This window comes from Cereibacter sp. Soil_C_27 (assembly GCF_057657095.1).
Genome location: NZ_JBDGJD010000005.1, coordinates 140,790 through 159,739 on the forward strand (window position 1 = coordinate 140,790; position 18,950 = coordinate 159,739).

At 67.5% G+C, this 18,950-nt stretch carries 20 protein-coding genes and 1 tRNA gene; 6 read left to right on the plus strand and 15 right to left on the minus strand.

The window, feature by feature from the left end; all coding sequences use genetic code 11:
- Positions 1-22 precede the first annotated feature (22 nt).
- The 6 genes from AC3A5Z_RS18130 to AC3A5Z_RS18155 form a co-directional block, all read right to left on the minus strand.
- Positions 23-1,318, minus strand: coding sequence for a CpaE/TadZ family protein (locus tag AC3A5Z_RS18130; protein ID WP_487520719.1), 1,296 nt, complete (start codon positions 1,316-1,318; stop codon positions 23-25).
- 231 nt (positions 1,319-1,549) lie between these two features.
- Complete coding sequence (locus AC3A5Z_RS18135) at positions 1,550-2,185, minus strand: OmpA family protein (protein ID WP_487520720.1); 636 nt, start codon at positions 2,183-2,185, stop codon at positions 1,550-1,552.
- 3 nt (positions 2,186-2,188) lie between these two features.
- Positions 2,189-3,592 carry a type II and III secretion system protein family protein gene (locus AC3A5Z_RS18140; protein WP_487520721.1) on the minus strand — a complete coding sequence of 468 codons (1,404 nt, stop codon included), beginning with the start codon at positions 3,590-3,592 and terminating at the stop codon, positions 2,189-2,191.
- 209 nt (positions 3,593-3,801) lie between these two features.
- Entirely contained in the window at positions 3,802-4,638 is an 837-nt protein-coding gene (gene cpaB / locus AC3A5Z_RS18145) for a Flp pilus assembly protein CpaB (protein ID WP_487520722.1), read from the minus strand.
- 40 nt (positions 4,639-4,678) lie between these two features.
- A complete protein-coding gene (locus tag AC3A5Z_RS18150; protein ID WP_487520723.1) occupies positions 4,679-4,870 on the minus strand; it encodes a hypothetical protein in 192 nt (63 codons plus the stop codon).
- 127 nt (positions 4,871-4,997) lie between these two features.
- Complete coding sequence (locus tag AC3A5Z_RS18155; RefSeq protein ID WP_487520724.1) at positions 4,998-5,192, minus strand: Flp family type IVb pilin; 195 nt, start codon at positions 5,190-5,192, stop codon at positions 4,998-5,000.
- 354 nt (positions 5,193-5,546) lie between these two features.
- Here AC3A5Z_RS18155 and AC3A5Z_RS18160 point away from each other — a divergent pair, with 354 nt between their 5' ends.
- On the plus strand, positions 5,547-6,419 hold the full coding sequence (locus tag AC3A5Z_RS18160) for a lytic transglycosylase domain-containing protein (protein WP_487520725.1): 873 nt from the start codon (positions 5,547-5,549) through the stop codon (positions 6,417-6,419).
- Between the two features lie 101 nt (positions 6,420-6,520).
- Here the strand turns inward: AC3A5Z_RS18160 and AC3A5Z_RS18165 are convergent, their stop codons facing one another.
- The 4 genes from AC3A5Z_RS18165 to AC3A5Z_RS18180 all read right to left on the minus strand — a co-directional run bounded on the left by AC3A5Z_RS18165 (position 6,521) and on the right by AC3A5Z_RS18180 (position 8,870).
- Positions 6,521-6,811 carry a GNAT family N-acetyltransferase gene (locus AC3A5Z_RS18165; RefSeq protein WP_487520726.1) on the minus strand — a complete coding sequence of 97 codons (291 nt, stop codon included), beginning with the start codon at positions 6,809-6,811 and terminating at the stop codon, positions 6,521-6,523.
- Positions 6,804-7,433: a 3-oxoacid CoA-transferase subunit B gene (locus AC3A5Z_RS18170; protein WP_487520727.1), complete on the minus strand. Its 630-nt coding sequence runs from the start codon at positions 7,431-7,433 to the stop codon at positions 6,804-6,806. The genes AC3A5Z_RS18165 and AC3A5Z_RS18170 overlap by 8 nt, the downstream gene beginning before the upstream one ends.
- A 13-nt stretch (positions 7,434-7,446) precedes the next feature.
- The gene (locus AC3A5Z_RS18175) at positions 7,447-8,145 is read right to left on the minus strand and encodes a CoA transferase subunit A (protein ID WP_487520728.1); all 699 of its coding nucleotides are present in this window, start codon (positions 8,143-8,145) and stop codon (positions 7,447-7,449) included.
- A gap of 77 nt (positions 8,146-8,222) precedes the next feature.
- Positions 8,223-8,870 (minus strand): META domain-containing protein, encoded by a 648-nt coding sequence (locus AC3A5Z_RS18180; protein ID WP_487520729.1) that lies wholly within the window; start codon positions 8,868-8,870, stop codon positions 8,223-8,225.
- A 97-nt stretch (positions 8,871-8,967) separates the two neighbouring features.
- Here AC3A5Z_RS18180 and AC3A5Z_RS18185 point away from each other — a divergent pair.
- A tRNA-Leu gene (locus AC3A5Z_RS18185) sits at positions 8,968-9,053 on the plus strand.
- A 207-nt stretch (positions 9,054-9,260) separates the two neighbouring features.
- Here AC3A5Z_RS18185 and AC3A5Z_RS18190 read toward each other — a convergent pair.
- Together AC3A5Z_RS18190 and AC3A5Z_RS18195 are read right to left on the minus strand one after the other, a co-directional pair.
- Positions 9,261-10,289 carry a Gfo/Idh/MocA family protein gene (locus AC3A5Z_RS18190; protein WP_487520730.1) on the minus strand — a complete coding sequence of 343 codons (1,029 nt, stop codon included), beginning with the start codon at positions 10,287-10,289 and terminating at the stop codon, positions 9,261-9,263.
- Positions 10,290-10,353: 64 nt separating this feature from the next.
- Positions 10,354-11,376 carry an acyltransferase family protein gene (locus AC3A5Z_RS18195; RefSeq protein WP_487520731.1) on the minus strand — a complete coding sequence of 341 codons (1,023 nt, stop codon included), beginning with the start codon at positions 11,374-11,376 and terminating at the stop codon, positions 10,354-10,356.
- Between the two features lie 528 nt (positions 11,377-11,904).
- On the opposite strand from AC3A5Z_RS18195, the gene AC3A5Z_RS18200 reads away from it, so the two are divergent.
- Entirely contained in the window at positions 11,905-13,062 is a 1,158-nt protein-coding gene (locus AC3A5Z_RS18200) for a GGDEF domain-containing protein (protein WP_487520732.1), read from the plus strand.
- Positions 13,063-13,132: 70 nt separating this feature from the next.
- On the opposite strand, the gene phnE is transcribed toward AC3A5Z_RS18200, so the two are convergent.
- From phnE to AC3A5Z_RS18215, 3 genes are read right to left on the minus strand one after another with little or no spacing between them, the layout of a single operon-like run.
- On the minus strand, positions 13,133-13,933 hold the full coding sequence (gene phnE, locus AC3A5Z_RS18205; RefSeq protein WP_487520733.1) for a phosphonate ABC transporter, permease protein PhnE: 801 nt from the start codon (positions 13,931-13,933) through the stop codon (positions 13,133-13,135).
- The gene (locus tag AC3A5Z_RS18210) at positions 13,917-14,720 is read right to left on the minus strand and encodes a phosphonate ABC transporter ATP-binding protein (protein ID WP_487520734.1); all 804 of its coding nucleotides are present in this window, start codon (positions 14,718-14,720) and stop codon (positions 13,917-13,919) included. Before AC3A5Z_RS18210 ends, phnE begins: the two co-directional genes overlap by 17 nt.
- 46 nt (positions 14,721-14,766) lie before the next feature.
- On the minus strand, positions 14,767-15,615 hold the full coding sequence (locus tag AC3A5Z_RS18215; RefSeq protein WP_487520735.1) for a PhnD/SsuA/transferrin family substrate-binding protein: 849 nt from the start codon (positions 15,613-15,615) through the stop codon (positions 14,767-14,769).
- 95 nt (positions 15,616-15,710) lie between these two features.
- On the opposite strand from AC3A5Z_RS18215, the gene AC3A5Z_RS18220 reads away from it, so the two are divergent.
- From AC3A5Z_RS18220 to phnA, 3 genes are read left to right on the plus strand one after another with little or no spacing between them, the layout of a single operon-like run.
- On the plus strand, positions 15,711-16,829 hold the full coding sequence (locus tag AC3A5Z_RS18220; protein WP_487520736.1) for an alpha-D-ribose 1-methylphosphonate 5-triphosphate diphosphatase: 1,119 nt from the start codon (positions 15,711-15,713) through the stop codon (positions 16,827-16,829).
- Entirely contained in the window at positions 16,822-17,589 is a 768-nt protein-coding gene (gene phnF, locus AC3A5Z_RS18225; protein ID WP_487520737.1) for a phosphonate metabolism transcriptional regulator PhnF, read from the plus strand. The genes AC3A5Z_RS18220 and phnF overlap by 8 nt, the downstream gene beginning before the upstream one ends.
- Before the next feature lies 1 nt (position 17,590).
- Positions 17,591-18,814, plus strand: a complete 1,224-nt coding sequence (gene phnA, locus AC3A5Z_RS18230) for a phosphonoacetate hydrolase (RefSeq protein WP_487520738.1) — start codon at positions 17,591-17,593, stop codon at positions 18,812-18,814.
- Positions 18,815-18,950 lie beyond the last annotated feature (136 nt).

An 18,950-nucleotide genomic window follows, 5' to 3' on the forward strand; every position in this document is an offset into this window, starting at 1 on the left:
TATTGCCCCTCGCCGAGTCCGGTCAGCCTTTGCCGGATTCGACGGATTTGTTCAGGTCATGGAGGGATTTGGCCAGCTTCTGCAATTCGCGCCGCAGCGGGTTCTTCGCTGCGGTTTCCGAGAGCGGCAGGCCATGGTCATTGGCCTGCGTCACCGCCACACCGCCGTCCGGCAGCTGGATTTCGATATCGATGTCGAGGCTTTCCGCCATGCGCTTCACCCGGCTTTTTGCCGAGAGGTCGGTAAAGCGCGGCGCGCGGTTCAGCACGTAGCGCAGTTTTTCATGCGGCAGGCCCTCGGCCTTCAGCGCGCGCACCAGCCTGAGCACGTTCTGCGCCGAGCGCAGGTCGAGCTCCATCAGCCCGAAATACACATGCGCCCGCGCCAGCACCGTTTCCGTCCAGGCGACAATGGTCGTGGGCATGTCGATGACCACGAAGTCGAAATTCGCCTGCGCCATGTCGAGAAGCCGGCTAATGTCCTCGGCCCCCACGATGTCGAGCGGCAGCATGTCGGAGGGGGCGGTGAAGACGTGGAGCTTTTCGTTGAAGCTCAGCATCGCCTGCAGGAAACTGTCGCTGTCGGCGCTGGCGGTATCGGAGAGGATGTCGAACACCGCCTCGCGCCGCGGCAGGTCGAGATAGGTCGAGGCCGCGCCATACTGGAAGTCGAGGTCGATCAGGCAGACCCGTGGCCCGTCGGTCTTGGCGACCGTCGCCAGTTCCCAGGCAAGGTTGCAGGCGAAGGTGCTGGCCCCCACGCCGCCGGCAAGCCCGTGCACCGGCAGCAGCACTCCGTCCCGATCGCCCTTGGCCTTGAAGGCCGGGGCATGCAGCGCGCCCGCCACGGGCTCCGGCGCCGCCGGGGCAGGGGCGGCAGCCGGCACGGCCGCGACAGCGGCGGCAGGCGCCGGGCGGCGCATCCGCGCGATCGCGTCATGCAGCGCGCCTTCCGGCAGCGGGTAGGGCACGAAATCGTCGGCGCCGAGCCGCAACAGCTGGTGCAGCGCGATCGGGCTCACCTGATCGGCGATCAGCACGATCTTGATGTCCTTGGCCTTGGCCATGCGGATGATGTCGGTGATCCGGGAAAGATCGGTCTCGTCCTCGCCGTCCACGGCGATGGCGATGAACTCCAGCATGGCCGATTCGAGTTGCTCGAGAAACAGCAGCGCATCCTCGAAGGTGAGGTCGCCCCAGCTCTCGCCCAGCTCCAGCTCCATGTCGTCGATCAGCAGGTCGAAGTTCTGGACGTCGCGCGAGATGGTGCAGGCCACGATGGGCGCGGGTTCTGGCTGAAGCGTTGCCACACTGCTCATTGCATCGTCCTTCCTGAGACGGGACACCGGGGGAGCGATCCGCGGACCGTCTGCCGCGCGACAGCCCCGGACCCTGCCCACCCGGAAACCCGTGCGCGGCCCGGATTGGCGCGACTGTTTCCTGTTCCGCAGAAGGTGGTCGGGAATGGTGGCAGGATTGGGGCTAAAAAAACGTCATTCTTGGGTATTCGGGACGTTTGTTGCCAGCTCACACTGCTGTGACCCGGCGTCTCAGCCGCCGGGGTTGGTCTGCGTCTGGATCACCGTGTTGGCCGGATGCGGCGGTATGGCGGAATTGACATATTCGCGGAAAATGACCTGCGCATATTTGCCGTTCATCACCGTGGGATGCCGCCCGACGAAGCCCGAAACCTCGGTCACGGTGCGGCGGTTGCGCTCCTCGGGCTGGGCCACGGGAATCACCGGGCGCGTTTCGCCGTAGGAAACAAGCGCCTCGAGCCGCGACGGGCTGATGCCCTGGGTGGCGAGGAAGGCGACGACCGCCTTGGCCCGCCGCAGGCCCAGCGCCTTGTTGTAGGCATTGCTGCCGACGAGGTCGGTATGGCCGTAGACGCGGAAGCGCACCTCCGGAAACTGCCGGATCCAGTTGGCCTGCCGCTGCAGCACCGCCTGCGCCGCGGGATCGATCTGCGCGCTGTTGAAGGCGAAGGTGATCGTGGTCGGCACCTCGGCAGCGAAACGCTCCCCCAGAAGCTGGGTATAGCTCGCCTCGCCGCTCTGCAGCATCGTGTTGTGCATCGTGGCATTGCCGAAGCTGCCATCGTCGCTCAGCCTGCCGACCTCGGTCTCGCAACCCGCCACGGCCAGAGCCGCTGCGAGCACCAGAAAGCGCATCCGTCCCGGCATCGCCTACTCCATCACATAGCCGTAGGAGCCGCTGAAGTCCTGACGCGCCACTTCACCCGCCGGACCGCGACCATTCACCTTGCCGAACAGGAACAGCTCCTTCTCGGTCGGGATGCGCACCCGGTCGGTCGGCAGGGCCAGCGCCTCTCCCCGGGTCGGCGTCACCAGATGTGGTGTGACGATGATCACCAGCTCGCTCTGCGCCCGCTGATACTCGCTGCTGCGGAACAGCGCCCCGAGCACCGGAATGTCGCCCAGCCACGGCACCTGACCGTTCAGATCGCGGAAATCGTCCTGCAGCAGCCCGGCGATGGCAAAGCTCTCGCCGTCGCGCATCTCGACCGTGGTCGAAGTTTCGCGCCGCTTGAAGGCGTTGATGGTGAAGCCCGCGCTCTCCAGCGTCACCGAGTTGTCGATGGAGGAGACGGCGGCATTGATCGTCAGGTTGATGATGTCGCCATCCACCACGACGGGGGTGAAGTTCAGCTCGACGCCGAAGGGCTTGTACTCGATCGAGATCGAGTCGTCGCCGCCCGCCACGGGGATCGGATATTCGCCACCGGCAAGGAACTTGGCCTGCTGGCCCGAAAGCGCCGTCAGGTTCGGCTCGGCCAGCGTGCGCACCACGCCCTTCGATTCGAGCGCCTCCAAGAGCACCGCGAATTGCAGCGACCCGGCCGAGAAGCCGACCGTCGCCACGCCTTCGGCCCCTGCGGAGCCGCTGATATTGCCGCCGTCGAAGACATTGCCGCGCGTCGTCGCATCGGTGAAGCCGCCGGTGCCGGCGTTCAGCCCGACCGTGCTGCCGGCATCGTTGATCGCCAGCGAGGCGCTGAGGCTTTTCGAGACAGAGCGCTGCATCTCGGCAAAGCGCACCTTCAGCATGACCTGCTGGGTGCCGCCGACGCTCATCAGGTTCGACACACGCTCGGGCGCATAGCGGTTGGCCAGATCCAGCGCGCGGTCGAGCTTCTCGATGCTGGAGACCGTGCCCGACAGCACGATCCCGTCATTCGCGGTCCGCACCTCGATGATCTCGCCCGGCAGGATCTGCCGCAGCCGTTCCTTGAACTCGGCGATGTCGGGAGTGACATGCACGTCGACGTTGGAGATCAGCCGCCCGTCGGCCCCCAAGAGCGTCAGCGTTGTCCGCCCCGGCGCCTTGCCCAGCACATAGATCGAGCGGTCGGAGAGGGTGGAGATATCGGCGATCCCCGGATTGGCGATCGACAGCTCGGCGAAGGGCACGTCGCTCTCGACCACCACCGCGCGGTTCATCGGCACGTTCAGCGCGCTGGCGGGCGAGCCCTGCATGACCCGCAATGTCTGAGCAGACACCGGCATCAGCGGAGCCGCAGCGAGCGCAACGCCCAGCAGCCCTGCCGTCCAGAGTGTTCGCATCCCCATGAGAACTGCCTTTCCGATCTCGCCCCGACGCAGGTCTTGATATGCCCGCTCGGACTGCAGGATGCAGGAACACTTGTTTTATTGCAATAATCAAATGGTTGGGCGCTGTTCCGAATGTGGATAACGGGCAACAGGCGTCAATATTCTGTCATTTTTGAAAGAATAACGGCGGGCCTCGGGCGCCGCCGCATCTGCTTTGTCCTGACTGATCAATTGGTGCAGGCTATTGGAATCTCGACCACATCCGGGCCCTTGCGCATCTTGATGAAGCAGGCTTTCGCCACTTCGGCCTCCGGCTGCGGCGTTGCGGCAACGACGCCGGTGATCGCGGCATTGTCGACCGGCGTCACATCGGCGCTCTGGTCATCCTCGAGCCCGACCATCGACAGCGACAGCTGCCCGGAGGATTGCGCTTGCGCCAGGATCGCCACCTGCTGCGGCGTCACCTCGACCGTGACGGTGCGTGCGACAATGGCCTGGCTCAGCCCGTCGTCATTGGCCGTCTGGTCGACGGCGATGACGCGCAGCTTGCTCTCGATCTGCCGCGTCAGCCCGCCTCCCTCGGCATTGCCGGTCCAGATGACGTCGACATAGCTGCCCGGTTGCAGGAACCCCGACACGCCGGTCTGGGCGTTGACGCTGATGGCAAACGCCCGCATCCCGCTGGACACCACGAGCCCCACTTGAACCCCCGGCTCCGTAACGCGCGAGGCAAGCACCGGCTCGAACGCCTCCATCTGCCGGTTGACGTAGCGCGGCCGCGATTCGCCCTCGGGGAAGAGCAGTGCTTCGTCCTGGAAGATCTTTTCGGGAAGGGCATTGGCGGGCCAGAAGATCTTCTGGACGTCATCCTTGGTCAACGCGTCGCCGTAGTTCAGCGGCTTGTTGACGACGTAAACCTCCGCCATGGGGCCCACCTTCGCTCGCGCAGCGCGTTCGGCGTCGAGTTGGGCCTGGGTCGTTGCGATGAAGCCTTGCGCCAAGTAAACCGCGGCGCCCGCCAAGGCGAGACCCACGATAAGAACTAGTCCGAAGATGGTGCGCATCAAAAGCCTCTTGTAAAACTTTGCTCAGCCGATCGAAAGACTAAGACCCCAAAAAGAGCGAAACCATATAGTCGATCTGCCGCGAAATATTGCTGCCGGCTTCCGACAAGATCCCGCGCGTGATGATGGAAAAAACTCCGATGGCCATCACGACTACAGCTGCTGTCAAGACAACCCAGTCAACCGTCACCGCGCCGTCGTCTTCGGCGAAGAACTTGCGCCAATTATTCATTGTCAGGTCTCCGCAGCTGGACGGTTCGCTTGGAAAGTTGGTCATATTTTACGATAATGGAGACCGGCTCGAAGTTGCACGAGCCGGTCTGTTTATCTGAGGCCCTGATAGAAGAACACCTGGCGTCTTACGGCGTGTTCATCGTCGTTGCGGTTCCGATGTTGGTGGCGATGGTGCTGGCGGCGGTGCTGATCGAGCCGCTCACGGTCGTCATCACAACCAGCCCCAGGCCCACGATCGCCGCGGTCAGCACGACCCAGTCGACCGTCACGGCGCCGGATTCGTCGTTGTGGAATTTCTTGAAGAAGTTCATCAGTTTCATGGTCTCTACCTTTGTTTCACAGGGTGCGCGGTCGGTGTCTTCGCCTCTCGGTGTCTTCGCGGCCTCTGCTCCGGTCCGACCACCCTTTCGGCATGTGCTTAATAAGCCCTTCGATTGTGGCGGCACTTTGGTGTTGCATGGGTTTTTTTCTGAACCTGAAAGATCGTTAAGAGCCAGGCCAAGGTGTTGATGTAAAAAGAAAATCCGTGGACTGGTCGGCTCTCGGTCCTTCCCGCCTGTGGGAAATCAGCCGATTTCCGGCACTTTTGCCACCTTCCGCCCGCAAAACCTTGGTCCCGCGGCCTCTCCTCCCTTAGGCTTTCCGCAAAAGAAGAAACGAGCAGGCAGCGCCCGATGCGGACAGCGACACGAGCCCTGATTCTCTCCCTTGCCCTGATCACCCCGGCGGCGGCCCTGGCCGAGCTTGCGCCGGGCCCGACCGATTTCACCTTTCGCCGGGTGAAGCCGCCCGGCGCCACTCCCGGCAAGCGGATCACGGTGCAGATCGATCCCGCCGAACAGGCCCGCCGCCTCGCGGCCCTGCCCAAGGTGGAGCCGCGCAAGCCCACCGATCCCGAGACGCTGCCCCCGGTGGCCGAGGGCGGGCCGCTGCCGGCGACGCCCGCCGGCACCGCCTATGGCTGGTTCTGGGAGACGGTGCCCCCGGCGCAGAACGCCGTGCAGGGCCGCTTCCCGCTGGCGCTGGCGACGCTGTCGCAGGGGCCGGGCGGGGCGACGGTGCGGGCGCCGCGGATGCAGCACATGCAGGAGATCGCCGGCAAATACGGCACCGACATCCTGAAGGCCACGCTGGGCACAAGGGTCTCGCCCGCGCTGGTGCTCGCCGTGATCGGGATCGAGAGCGCCGGGCGGTCCGACGCGGTCAGTTCCGCCGGGGCACAGGGGCTGATGCAGCTGATCCCGGCCACCGCCGCCCGCTTCGGGGTCAGCGATTCGAAGGACCCGGTGCAGAACATCGCCGGAGGGGTCGCCTATCTCGACTGGCTGATGAACGAATTCGACGGCGATCCGCTGATGGTGCTCGCGGCCTACAACTCGGGCGAGGGGGCGGTGAAGGCGAACGCCGGCGTGCCGCCCTATGCCGAGACGCGGGACTATGTGCCCAAGGTGCTGGCGGCCTGGCAGGTGGCGCAGGGGCTCTGCCTGACGCCGCCGGAACTGGTCTCGGACCCTTGCGTATTCAAGATATTGTCGGCGGGGCTTTAGGGCCGTGGGGACGAAGAAGGGGGGCTGTCTGCCCCCCTCGGGCTTCGCCCTCACCCCCCGAGGATATTTTCGGACAGAAAAATTCCGTAGATCGAAAACCGTCAGACCGAGAAGGCGTCGGCCCAGTCGGGGTGTTTCTTGCGCTGGGCGTTGACGAAGGGGCAGAGCGGCATGATGCGGAAGCCCTCGGCCCGCGCGTCCTCCACGAGGCGGGTGACCAGCGCCAGACCGGCGCCGGCGCCGCGGAAGCTGTCAGGGACGGCGGTGTGGTCGGCGATGACCAGCACCGGCGAGGTGATGGAATAGGTGAGCTCCGCCTCCTCGCCGCCCTTACGGATCACGTAGCGGCCCTTGGAGCCGCTGACCTCGCGGGTGATCTCGACCTCAGCCAACGATGGTCGCCTCGGTCGCGGCGCGCAGCTCGGCCTCGGTCACGCCGTCGGCGGTTTCGACGATGCGGAGCCCCCCTTCCACCACATCGAGCACGCCCAGATTGGTGATGATCCGGTCCACCACCGCCTTGCCGGTCAGGGGCAGGGTGCAGGCCTTGAGCACCTTCGATTCGCCATGCTTCGAGGTATGGTCCATCACCACCACCACGCGGCCGACGCCCGCGACCAGATCCATCGCCCCGCCCATGCCCTTCACCAGCTTGCCCGGGATCATCCAGTTCGCCAGATCGCCGTTCTCGGCCACTTCCATCGCGCCGAGGATCGCCATGGCGATCTTGCCGCCGCGGATCATCGCGAAGCTCTGCGACGAATCGAAATAGGCGGTCTGCGGCAGTTCGGTGATGGTCTGCTTGCCGGCATTGATCAGATCGGCATCCTCCTCGCCCTCATAGGGGAAGGGGCCCATGCCCAGCATGCCGTTCTCCGATTGCAGCGTCACCGAGACGCCCTCGGGGATGTAGTTCGACACCAGCGTCGGAATGCCGATGCCGAGGTTCACATACCAGCCGTCCTGCAGCTCCTGCGCTGCGCGGGCGGCCATCTGGTTGCGGTCCCATGCCATGTCCGGTCCTCCCTCAGGCGCGCTTGCGCGTGGTGCGCTGTTCGATGCGTTTCTCGTGCTGGCCCTGGATCAGCCGGTGCACGTAGATCCCCGGCAGGTGGACCGTGTCGGGATCGAGCGCGCCCATCGGCACGATCTCCTCCACCTCGACGACGCAAATCCTGCCGCAGGTTGCCGCCGGTGGGTTGAAGTTGCGCGCCGTCTTGCGGAACACGAGATTGCCCGAGGGGTCGGCCTTCCACGCCTTGACGATCGACAGATCCGCCACGAGGCCGCGCTCGAGGATATAGGTCTGGCCGTCGAAGTCGTGATGCTCCTTGCCCTCGGCGATCACCGTGCCGACGCCGGTCTTGGTGTAGAAGCCCGGGATGCCCGCGCCGCCCGCCCGCATCCGCTCGGCCAGCGTGCCCTGCGGGTTGAACTCCAGCTCCAGCTCGCCGGACAGGTACTGACGCATGAATTCCGCGTTCTCGCCGACATAGGAGGAGATCATCTTCTTCACCTGCCGGCTCTCCAGCAGCACGCCGAGCCCGAAGCCGTCCACGCCCGCATTGTTCGAGGCCACCGTCAGGTCTTTCGTCCCCGCCTCGCGGATCGCCGCGATCAGCAGTTCGGGGATGCCGCACAGGCCGAATCCCCCCGCCGCGATCAGCATGCCGTCGAACAGCACCCCCTCCAGCGCCGCCGAGGCGCTGTCATAGACTTTCTTCATGTCTCGCTCCCCAAACACTCCGGACAGTTGTGGCGAAGCCTCCCCAAGCTGTCAATCGCCGCACCGCAGCGCGAGGCTCAGCGGGTGGCGCGCAGCAGCTCCTTGCCCTCACCCAGAAGCAGCAGCGCCCCGTCGGAGCCGAGGTCGAAGCCGCTGACCCGGCCCAGGAGCGCGAAGAAGGCGGTCTCGGTCTGCATCGCCGCTGCCGGGCAGGCCATGCGGGTGGCAGCGGGGGCAGCGATGGTCAGCGTCTCGCCGGTCAGGGTCAGCGCCGTGGTGTAGCGGTTGCAGGCCGAGCGTCCGGCGAGCCGGTCCCCCGCGACCTCCAGCGTCAGGCCCGAGCTCGGCATGCCTTCGAGCCGCGTCACCTGCCAGTCGCCCTGCAACAGCGACAGGGGATCGCCGCCGCAGCCGGTCAGCCGCTCCTCGCCGCGGATCACGCTGACGCTTTTGGGATAGGGCATCCCGGTCATGCTGTCGTGGCAAAGGAGCGGCAGCACCTCGGCGACCAGATCGGGCGACGCGTCATAGCGCAGCCCCATGCCGAAGGGCAGCGCCTGCGGCAGCGGGGTCTCCACCCGCTCGCCGCTCTCGGTCGAAAGCACCATCCCCTCCGGCGCGAGGGTCAGCACCCAGCCGGGCTCGTTGCCGCGCGCGATCAGCGGCGCGTCCTGCGCGAGGGCGGGGGTGGCGAGGATGAGGCAGGCAAGGAGGGGGCGGATCATGCGGAACTCCCGTTTTGCCTCGAGTGTCGCCTTCAGCCCCGCGCGCGTCAATCGGTGCCTTTACCCCGCCGTTCCGCCCGTTATGGTGCGCAGGCCTGCCCGCGTGGTGAAATGGTAGACACTGGGGACTTAAAATCCCTTGGCCGGAAGGCCGTGCCGGTTCGAGCCCGGCCGCGGGCACCATCAGACAGATCAGCGCCCAGGGCGGTAGTGGCAAACGGTCGTGAGGGATCGTGAGGCGCGGCGCGTCGACAAGGGACCGGAGATCGACAGGATGCCACGCCTCACCCGCCAGCCTAGCCCGCCCCGGCTGCGGCGGGAAACCTGACGGAAAGCGGTAGGGGCTGAGCCTTTCGTCCAGTCAAGCTGCGGACAGGGCGGAGATTTCGCTCAGGCGTCCAGCACCACCCGCACGCCGCTGGCGGCCGAGCGGGTGATCGCCTCGATCAGCCCATGCACGGCCAGCGCCTCGCGCCCGGTGATCCGCGGCGGGCGGCCGTGGCGGATCGCCTCGGCGAAATCGAGGATCAGCGCGCGGTGCCAGTCGCAGGGGAAGGCCATCGGATCGGCACCGCCGCCGGTGCCCGAGGTCTCGCCCAGCGTCTCGCTCCGCCCGTCGCGCCAGCGCAGCACCAGCCGCCCGCCGCAGAGCGCCGCCGTCCCCAGCGTGCCGTCGAGGATCAGGCTCTCCTCCTCGCCCGGAAAGGTCGCCGTGGTCGCCACCACCGAGCCCACCGCGCCGTTGCGAAAGCGCAGCCCGGCGCAGGCGAAATCCTCGGTCTGCATCCGATGCGCCGCCGTGGTCGCGGCGAAGCCCTGCACCTCGGCCACCGGCCCGGTCAGGCTCAGCATCAGGTCGAGCACATGGATCGCCTGAGAGATCAGCACCCCGCCGCCGTCGCGGGCAAGTGTGCCGCGCCCGGACTGGTCGTAATAGGCCTGATCGCGCCACCACGGCACCTCGGCCCGGACCAGAACCAGCTCTCCCAGCGCGCCCTCGGCCAGAAGCGCGCGCAGCCGCTCGGCCCCGGCGCGGAAGCGGTGCTGGAAGACGATCCCCAGCGGCACCCCCGCTGCTTCGCAGAGCGTGACGATCCCGGTCGCCGCCGCCAGCGTCCGCTCCACCGGCTTCTCCATCAGGATCGGCTTTCCCGCCGCCGCCAGCGCCGTGACGATCTCGCGCCGGGCGTCGGGCGGGGTGGCGAGGATCACGCCGTCGGTCCCCCGATCTGCGGCAATCGCCGCGATGCTGTCGAAGACCGCAAAGCCATAGCGGTCCCGCACCGCCTCGGCCTTGACGCGGTCGCGGGTGAAGACGCCCGACACCTCCACCTCCGCGAGTCCCGCCAGCGCCTCCAGATGCGGCCGGGTGGCCATGCCGAGACCGATCACGGCGAGGCGGGGCTTGGTCTGGCTCATCTGCGGTCTTCCTGTCCTGCGGCGCGGGCGAGACTGGCAGAGCCGCACCACGGGGGCAACCGCCTCAGCGCAGCCCGACCCTGAGCGGCAGCGCCTCGGGGGCAGGGGGCCGGTAGAGCCAGCCCGCCACCGCCCGCTCCGCCACGACCCGCAGCCCGAGCGACAGCGGGATCGTCACCGCCACCAGCACGGGCACAGACCAGAAGCGCACCAGAGGCAGCCCCGCCAGCGCCGCCGCCATCACCGCGCTCAGCGCGCTCACGATCAGCACATGCGCGACATAGATCGGCAGCGTGTTCTGCCCCAGGTAGCTGAACCCCCGCTTCAGCGGCCCGACCCGCGCCAGCAGCACCGCCGCCGCCGCGCCGAGCAGCACCCCGAACAGGCTGAGCCCCAGCAGCAGAGGCCCCAGCAGCGCCGCGGGCAACGCCCGCTGGGCCAGCATCAGCGCGACGAACCCCGCCAGCCCCAGCAGCACGCAGCGCCACGGCGCCCGGCTCACCGCCTGCACCAGCAGCCCGCCCTGCCACGCCCCACCCAGAAAGAACGGCGCATAGAGCAGCACGTTGCGCTGGGCGAAGTTCTCCGGCCGGATCAGCCCGCCGAAGGCCGCGACCGACAGCACGATGGCCAGCGCCAGCCCCAGCCGCTGCACCGGCAAGAGCGCCTTGGCCGCGAGGAAATACAACCCCAGCGCCCAGATGAACCAGAGCCCCGAACTCGGCGCGACCCAGCTCGTCAGCAGTTCGGCCAGCGAACTTCCCTCGGCAGGCGTCACTACATTGACCTGCACGAAGTGGTAGTAGAGCCAGCGGATCAGCGTCCAGAGCCCGAAGAGATAGGCGAAGACCCAGATCTTGCGCCCGAGCATCTCGGCCCAGCCGGCCCGGATCGCCCGCGCCGCCAGGATCCCCGAGACGGTGAAGAACACCGGCATCCGGATCGGCTCGAACAGCTTGTTCACCAGCGTATAGCCGTAGGAGGCCAGCCCCGCCGCCTCCAGATACATCGTGGCATGCAGGCAGACCACCAGCAGGATCGAGCCGCCGCGCGCCACATCGAGCCAGTCGACTCTCTCCTTGGGCATCCGAGTCCTTCCCGAAAAACGTGTCAGGCGCCGTCGCAATGCAATCTAGGCGGGAAATGCGACAAGGCGACGCGGGGTCTGCGCCTCGTGGGGGAAGGAGTCGAGTGTTGCGCGGAATTTCATCTGCGGGACGCGGCGCCTCCGCATGTTTGGGCCGAAGGCCGCTGGCGCCGGGGCGCCGACCCCGCGGTTTCCTGCCGAGGGACCCGGAGCATGGAAGTCGGCCGCAGGAAGGTCAGCCCCCCTGCGGCCTCGCCTCGACCCGCGCCGAAGCGCAGGGCGGGGTTGTCTCCAGAGTGGGTAAGAAAACCGCGTCGGGCAACAGCGCCCCGCTGCGTCAGGGTGACGCGCGCGCCCCTCGGGCACCGCCAAGTCCCCGCAACCACAGGGCGACGTCTGCGCCCGCAGGGGTGGAAACGCCCGTGCCGGTTAAGGTGATCTTTATCAGGATGACAGGAAAAGCTTGTATTTTTCCGCGTTTGGCGCATCTTCGCGCCGTCGGCGTCTGCCCTCTGGAGGACATGCGGCATGAGCCTATCCATCGCCACGCATCAGGCCATCCTCGCGCTTCTGCAGGGTGTGGGTCTTCTGGCCATCATCGCCGTGGTCGCCGGAACCCTGCGCCGCGGCGGCATGGGGCTGCTCCAGCAGTCGACCGTGCTCGGCGCGATGTTCGGCGCGGCCTCGCTGGTGCTCTCCACCCTTGCGGGCGGCCCGCAGGACGGGGTGGTGATGGACGGCCGCTTCATGTGCGTCGGCATGGCCGCGGCCTTCGGCGGCCCCGCCGCGATGCTCGCCGCCGCCGTGGTCGGCGCGCTGGGCGAGCCGTGGCAGGCCGATATCGCCGGGCTCACCAACCTGTTCGGCCCGCTCGGCACCGGGCTCATCGCCCTTGGCTGGCACCGCTGGATCCGCGGCAGGCATGGCACCAGCGTCGCCACGCTGATCGTGCTCGGGCTGATGCTCTCGGTCCCCGTCCTCGTCTTCCAGAGCCTCGCCACCAACGGCTTCCAGCCGGTGCGATTCGTCCTCTGGCCGGTCGCCGCCATCGCCTCGGTGCTCCTGACGCTGATGGTGGGCATGTTCCTCGAACGCGAGAAGGGCATGCTCGACCGGGAGGAGGCGCTGCTCAAGGCCTCGCTGCGCGACCCGCTGACCGGGCTGCAGAACCGCCGCAGCTTCGATCTGGCGCTGACCGCCGCGATGCTGCGCCCGGGCGATCACTACCTGCTCTACGTCGACATCGATCACTTCAAGACGGTGAACGATCGCTACGGTCACAGCTTCGGCGACGAGGTGCTCTGCTGCATCGCCCGCACCATGAGCCAATGCGTCCGCGCGGGCGATGTCGTGGCCCGCATCGGCGGCGAGGAGTTCGGCATCATCCTGCCCGACATCGGCCACCGTGGCGCGCAGGCCCTGGCCGAGCGGCTGCTGAGGGAAGTCGCCGGCTGCGACATCCGCTCGGAGGGCGAAAAGGTCAGCGTTACCATCAGCATCGGCGCCGCCCGCCGCAAGCTCGAGCATTCGGCCAGCACCCTGATGCGCGCCGCCGACACCGCGCTCTACGAGGCCAAGAACCTCGGCCGCCGCCGCGTCGCCTTCTGCGAAGCACATCTCTTCGACCCGACCCCGCTGCCCGAAGCGGCCAACGACCCCACGCCGAAAGAGGTCGCCGCACTCTGAGCGGGCAGGGGAAGCCGGCTGTTGGGCAGAGCGGCCACCCAGGCTCGACCGGGCGAACCGCACGCAACCCTCACTGCAGCTTGCGGCGCAGCCTGTCCGTCATCCACTCCATCCCCAGAACGATGGCGAAGATCACGAGGATGATCGTCGAGGCGTTGCGATACTGGAACATGTCGAAGGCCACCTTCAGCTCCTGACCGATCCCGCCCGCACCGACGAGGCCGAGCACGACCGATGACCGCACCGCCTTCTCCAGCGCGAAGAGCGAGGAGTTGATGAGCGAGGGCATCACATCCGGGATGATCGCTCCGAACAGGATCGAGAGCCGATTGCCGCCGATGGCCGAGATCGCCTCCTGCGGCTCCTTCTCGCTGTCCTCCATCGCTTCGGCAAAGAAGCGGCCGCAGAAGCCGACCGTATCCACCACGATCGTCATGGTCCCCGCGACCGCCCCGAGGCCGACCGTCGCCACGAAGAGCAGCGCCCAGACCAGATCCGGCACGGTGCGCAGGAAGGACACGAAGGCCTTGGTCAGGAAGGCGCCGACATTGCCGAACGGTCCGACGCCGCGCGCGGAGATCCAGGCGACCGGCAGGCTGATCGCGATGCCGATCACGGCCCCGGCCAGTGCGATCTGGAAGGTCTCGAGGATGCGCCAGAAGACGCGTTGCAGGAAGGCCGGGTCGGTATTCGGCGGTGCCATCCGCGAGACCAGATCGACGAGGTTCGGCACGCCTTCGGCCATCTGGCCGATCGACGGCGCCACCTGTCCGATCGACACCAGCACCAGCGAGGCCGCGCCAATGAAGAGCGCGAAGGACAGCGGCGAGAGGCGCGAGAAGCGCGGCGGCAGGTCAGCGGGTCTCGACACGGAACGTCTCCTCCAGATCGGCCTCGGTGGTGGTGGCGGCAGGCTTGTCGAACAGGATGCGCCCCGCCTTCACGGCAACGATCCGGTCGGCATAGTCGCGCACATGCGCCATGTCGTGCGAGGTGAACAGCATGGTGATCCCGTGATCGGCGCAGAGGCGCGCGAAAAGCGCCATGACGTCATGGCCCGAGACGGGATCGAGGCTCGCCGCGGGTTCGTCGGCGATGAGAAGCTGCGGGCGGCGCACAAGGGCGCGGGCGACCGCCACGCGCTGCTGCTGCCCGCCCGACAGCGCATCGGCGCGGGCATTGGCATATTCCGCCAGGTTGACCTCGGTCAGCGCCTCCAGCGCTGCCTGCCGCCAGGCGGCCGGGGCGAGGCATTGCGCGAAGCCGCGCCAGCTTCCCGGCTCCGACAGCATCCCGTGGACGACATTCGACAGCACCGTGCGGCGACGCACCAGGCAATGCTTCTGGAAGACGAAGCCCGTCTCGCGCCGCAGCCTCGCGCGCTGTGCCGGGCTCGGTGCGCCAGAGAACGTCTCGCCGAGCGCGGTCACTTCCCCGGCCGTCACGTCATGCAGGCCGATCAGGCAGCGCAGCAGCGTGGACTTGCCGCAGCCGTTCGACCCGATCAGCGCGATGCGCTCGCCGCGGCGGATGGTCAGGTCGATGCCCTTCAGCACCTCGCGGCCGTTGGGATAGGTCTTGCGCAGGCCGAGGGTGGCAATGACGGGCGCGGTCATGGCATCGGCGCGGACGGGCCGCTCTGGCAGATGGTCAAGCATGGTCATTCCCTCGGCAAGGGGCGGGGCCTTGCGGCCCCGCCGCCGGTCATTCGATGAACTGGGCGGTATCGACGCCGACGGTCGCATACATCGCGCGGACATAGTCGTAGTCGCTGTCGGTCACGTCGGTCAGGAAGAACCCGCCCTCGTATTTCTTGTTGTCGTCGCCCTGCAGGATCGCGGCCATCAGGTCTTCGCCCTGCGTCTGGAACACGTCGCGCAGCTTCGCCAGCATGTCGGCATCGATCCCGGCGCGGGCCAGCAGCACGTCGTTGGGCAGGTCGCGGCCGCGCGCGATCACGGTGAAGGCGTGATCGGGGAAGGCCCCGCGGATCGACTGCAGATGCGCCTCGCTCATCCCGACCGCTGCGACGTCGCCGCGCAGCAGGGCCTCGATGGCGACGTTGCGGGCGATGATCTCGGGCTGGTAGTCGGTGCCATAGGCCAGACCCAGATCGGCCAGAACCTGCGCCGGCCCGATGTGCTGCGAGGTGGAGCCCACCGCACCGAAGGTCACGCGCTTGCCGCGCAGATCCTCGACGCTGCGCACCTCACCGGCGGCCATCGTGACGATCTGGGCATAGTAGTTCGGGCGCTGCCAGGCCGCGACGATCTCGGGCGAGGTCAGCCCCTTGATGACGACATATTCGGCCGGGCCGGTCAGGATCAGATCCACCTGCTCCTGATTGATCGCCTCGACCGCTGCCGTGCGCGACGACACGGGGAACAGTTCGACATCATAGCCGGTCGCCGTCTCCAGCGCGGTCTCGAAGGCGCCGAACTCCTGTTCCATGGTCTCCATCCCGTCGATGTCGGTGACGGCAAAGCGGATGGTCTCGGCAAGGGCCGGGCTGGCCAGAAGCAGCGCGACGGTGGTCAAGGCGGGGCGGATCATCGGTTTCTCTCCAGAGGGTTTGCTGTATACACAGCGTTGTCACAATGGCCTGATAGTCGATTCGCATGACATGTGTGTGACTGGCGGAGACGGCGATGCCCGAGGCTTTGAACTGGATTTTGAAAAACGGGTCCGTCCTGCGCGACGGCGCCCTGCAGCCGGAGGATCTGCATCTTGCGGACGGCCTGATCGCGGATGCGGCGCCCGACGCGCAGGTCTTCGACGCCGCGGGTCTGTGGCTCCTGCCCGGGATCGTCGATGTGCATGGCGACGCCATCGAGCGCATCGTGATGCCGCGCCCCGGCGTGACCTTCCCCCTGCCGCTGGCACTGGAAGAGGCGGATCGGCAGATGCTGTCGAACGGCATCACCACCGCCTATCATGGCCTGACCATCAGCTGGGAGCCGGGCCTGCGCAGTCTCGCCGCCGCCCGCGCCTTTGTCGACGCGCTGGAGACCGCAGACCTTGCCTGCGACACCCGCGTCAACTTCCGCTGGGAGACTTTCGCGATCGACGCGGCAGAGGAGGTCGCAAGCTGGTTCCTCCGGCGTCCCGGCTGCATTTTCTCGCTGAACGACCACACGCTGACCCATCTCGGCCTGCCGCCCTCCTCGCGCAAGATCGTGCGCATGGCAGAACGGAACGGCTTTTCCCCCGAGGAATGTGTGGCGCGACTGAACGAGGTCGCGGCGCGCCAGAGCGAGGTGCCTGCCGCCGTCGCCCGGATGACGAAGGCCGCGCGCGCGGCCGGGATGCCACTCTTTGCACATGACGAGACCACCCCCGCGATGCGCGAGGAGAACCGCGCGCTCGGCATCGGCATCTCCGAATTCCCGATGACCGAGCCGACCGCCACCGAGGCGCGGCGCCTGCGCGAGCATGTCATCTTCGGCGCTCCGAACGTGCTGCGCGGCGGCAGTCACAACAAGGCGGTCGATGCGGGCCCGGCGATCCATTCCGGGTTGGGGACGGTTCTGGCCTCGGACTACTACTACCCCTCGCAGTTCCAAGCCGCTTTTCTGTTGGCCGATCAGGGCCTGCCCTTCGCCTCCGCCTGGGCATGCGTCTCGGGCTCGGCCGCGGCAGCGGCGGGCCTGACCGACCGCGGCAGGATCGAGACGGGCCTGCGCGCCGACATCATCGCCATCTGCCCCGGAACGCGCCGGCTGCGCGCGGTCTTCGTGGCTGGCAAGAGGAGGCTGCAGCGTGACTGACACCAGCGCCACGATCGCCGAACTGGCCGCCGCGCCCTTCGAGGCCCGCAACGAGACGTCGATCTGGCAGCAGATCTCCGACCGGATCGAGGCGGCCTGCCTCGACGGGCGCCTTCTGGGCCGTCTCCCCGGCGAAAACCACATGGCCGAGGCCTTCGGCGTCACCCGCGTCACCATGCGCCGGGCGCTGACCCGGCTGCAGCACGAGGGGCTGCTTCAGGCGCGCAAGGGCGTCGGCATCTTCGTCCGGCCCTCCCCGCTGAAATATCGTGTCGATCACGGACGGCGCTTCGCCGACGGGCTCCAGTCCGATGCGCGGATCGAGACCATCACGACCTCGGTGTTGCACGGAACCGCCACTGCGGAAGAGGCCGAGGCGCTCGGCATCGCCGCGGGCGCGTCGGTCCTGCGGCTGTCGCGCGTGCGGATCGTCGACGGCGCCCCGGTCTACTACAGCGAGAAGACCTTCCCGGAGCAGCTTTTCCCCGGCTTCGAGGCAAGCTACGCCCCGCGCCAATCCGTCCGCGACGCCTATGTGGCCCATGGAATCGAAGACTACCGCCGCGCCGAAACCCGCGTGAGCGGCGGCTTCGCCACCCCCGCCGAGGCCGGGGCCCTCCGCCTGACCCCCCAGACCCCGGTGCTGCGCAGCGTCGCCATCAACGCCGCGCCCGACGGCACCCTCATCGAATTCAACCGGGGCACCTGGCCGCTGACGGCCGTGGAACTGGTGATGAAAAATACAACCAAAGGACAGTGACATGACGATCCGCATCAACGACCGCGACTATCCGATGCCGGCAAAACCCGCGGTGGTGATCTGCCTCGACGGCTGCGAACCCGACTACATCGACGCGGCGATCGGGGCCGGGGCGATGCCCGCGCTGGCCCGCGTCATCGCGGAAGGCACCCGCACCCTCGCGCGCTCCGCCATGCCCAGCTTCACCAATCCCAACAACCTCTCCATCGCCACCGGCGTCCCCTCGTCGGTCCATGGCATCTGCGGCAACTTCTTCCTGAACCCCGAGACCGGCGGTGCGGTGATGATGAACTCGGTCGAATTCCTGCGCGCCCCCACGATCTTCGCCGCCTTCCAGCAGTCAGGCGCGAAGGTCGCGGTGGTCACCGCCAAGGACAAGCTGCGCGAACTGCTCGGGGCGGGGCTCGACTGCACCGCCGGCGCCATCTGCTTCTCGGCCGAAAAGGCGGATGCCGCCACCGCTGCCGTCAACGGTCTCGACGATGCCGCCGCCTGGCTCGGCCTGCCAGTGCCGGCGGTCTATTCGGGCGATCTGTCGATCTTCGTGCTGAAGGCCGGAGTGAAACTGCTGCAAGAGCGGCGCCCCGACATCCTCTATCTCTCCACCTCCGACTACATCCAGCACAAGCACGCCCCCGGAACCGCCGAAGCCAACGCCTTCATGGCCGAGGTGGACGCGGCAATCGCCGGGCTCATCGCGCAGGACATCCGTCTGGTGCTGACCGCCGACCACGGCATGAAGGCCAAGCATACCGCCAGCGGCCAGCCCGACGTGATCTACCTCAAGCCGCTGCTCGACGATCTCCTGGGCAGCGGCAAGGCCCGGGTGATCCTGCCGATCACCGATCCCTACGTCGCGCATCACGGCGCGCTCGGCGCCTTCGCGACGATCCATCTGCCGGCGGGCACCGACCCCCTCCCGGTGGTCAGGGCCTTGAAGCAGATCGAAGGCATGGACGAGGTGCTGACCCGCGATCAGGCCTGCGCCGCCTTCGATCTGCCTGCGGACCGCATCGGCGACCTCGTTGTGACCTCTGTTGCGGGAAAGGCCTTCGGCACGGCCGAGGCAGAGCACGATCTCTCGGGGCTCGACGTCCCCCTGCGCTCGCATGGCGGCCGCGACGAGCAGGTGGTGCCCTTCATCGTGAACGGCGCCATGCGGGAAGCCGATCCGGCCACCCTGCGCAACTACGACGCCTGGATCACCGCCGTCGCCGCGGGGTGAGGGGGGCACGCCAAGCCGTTGCGATGCCGGAGCCGAGGCGTCCTCAGGCATGACTCGCCGCCACACAGCACCAAGGCCACCCACCTGGGGTGGCCTTCGTTGCGTCTCGGGCTGCCTCTGGCCAGTCGTCCAAAGC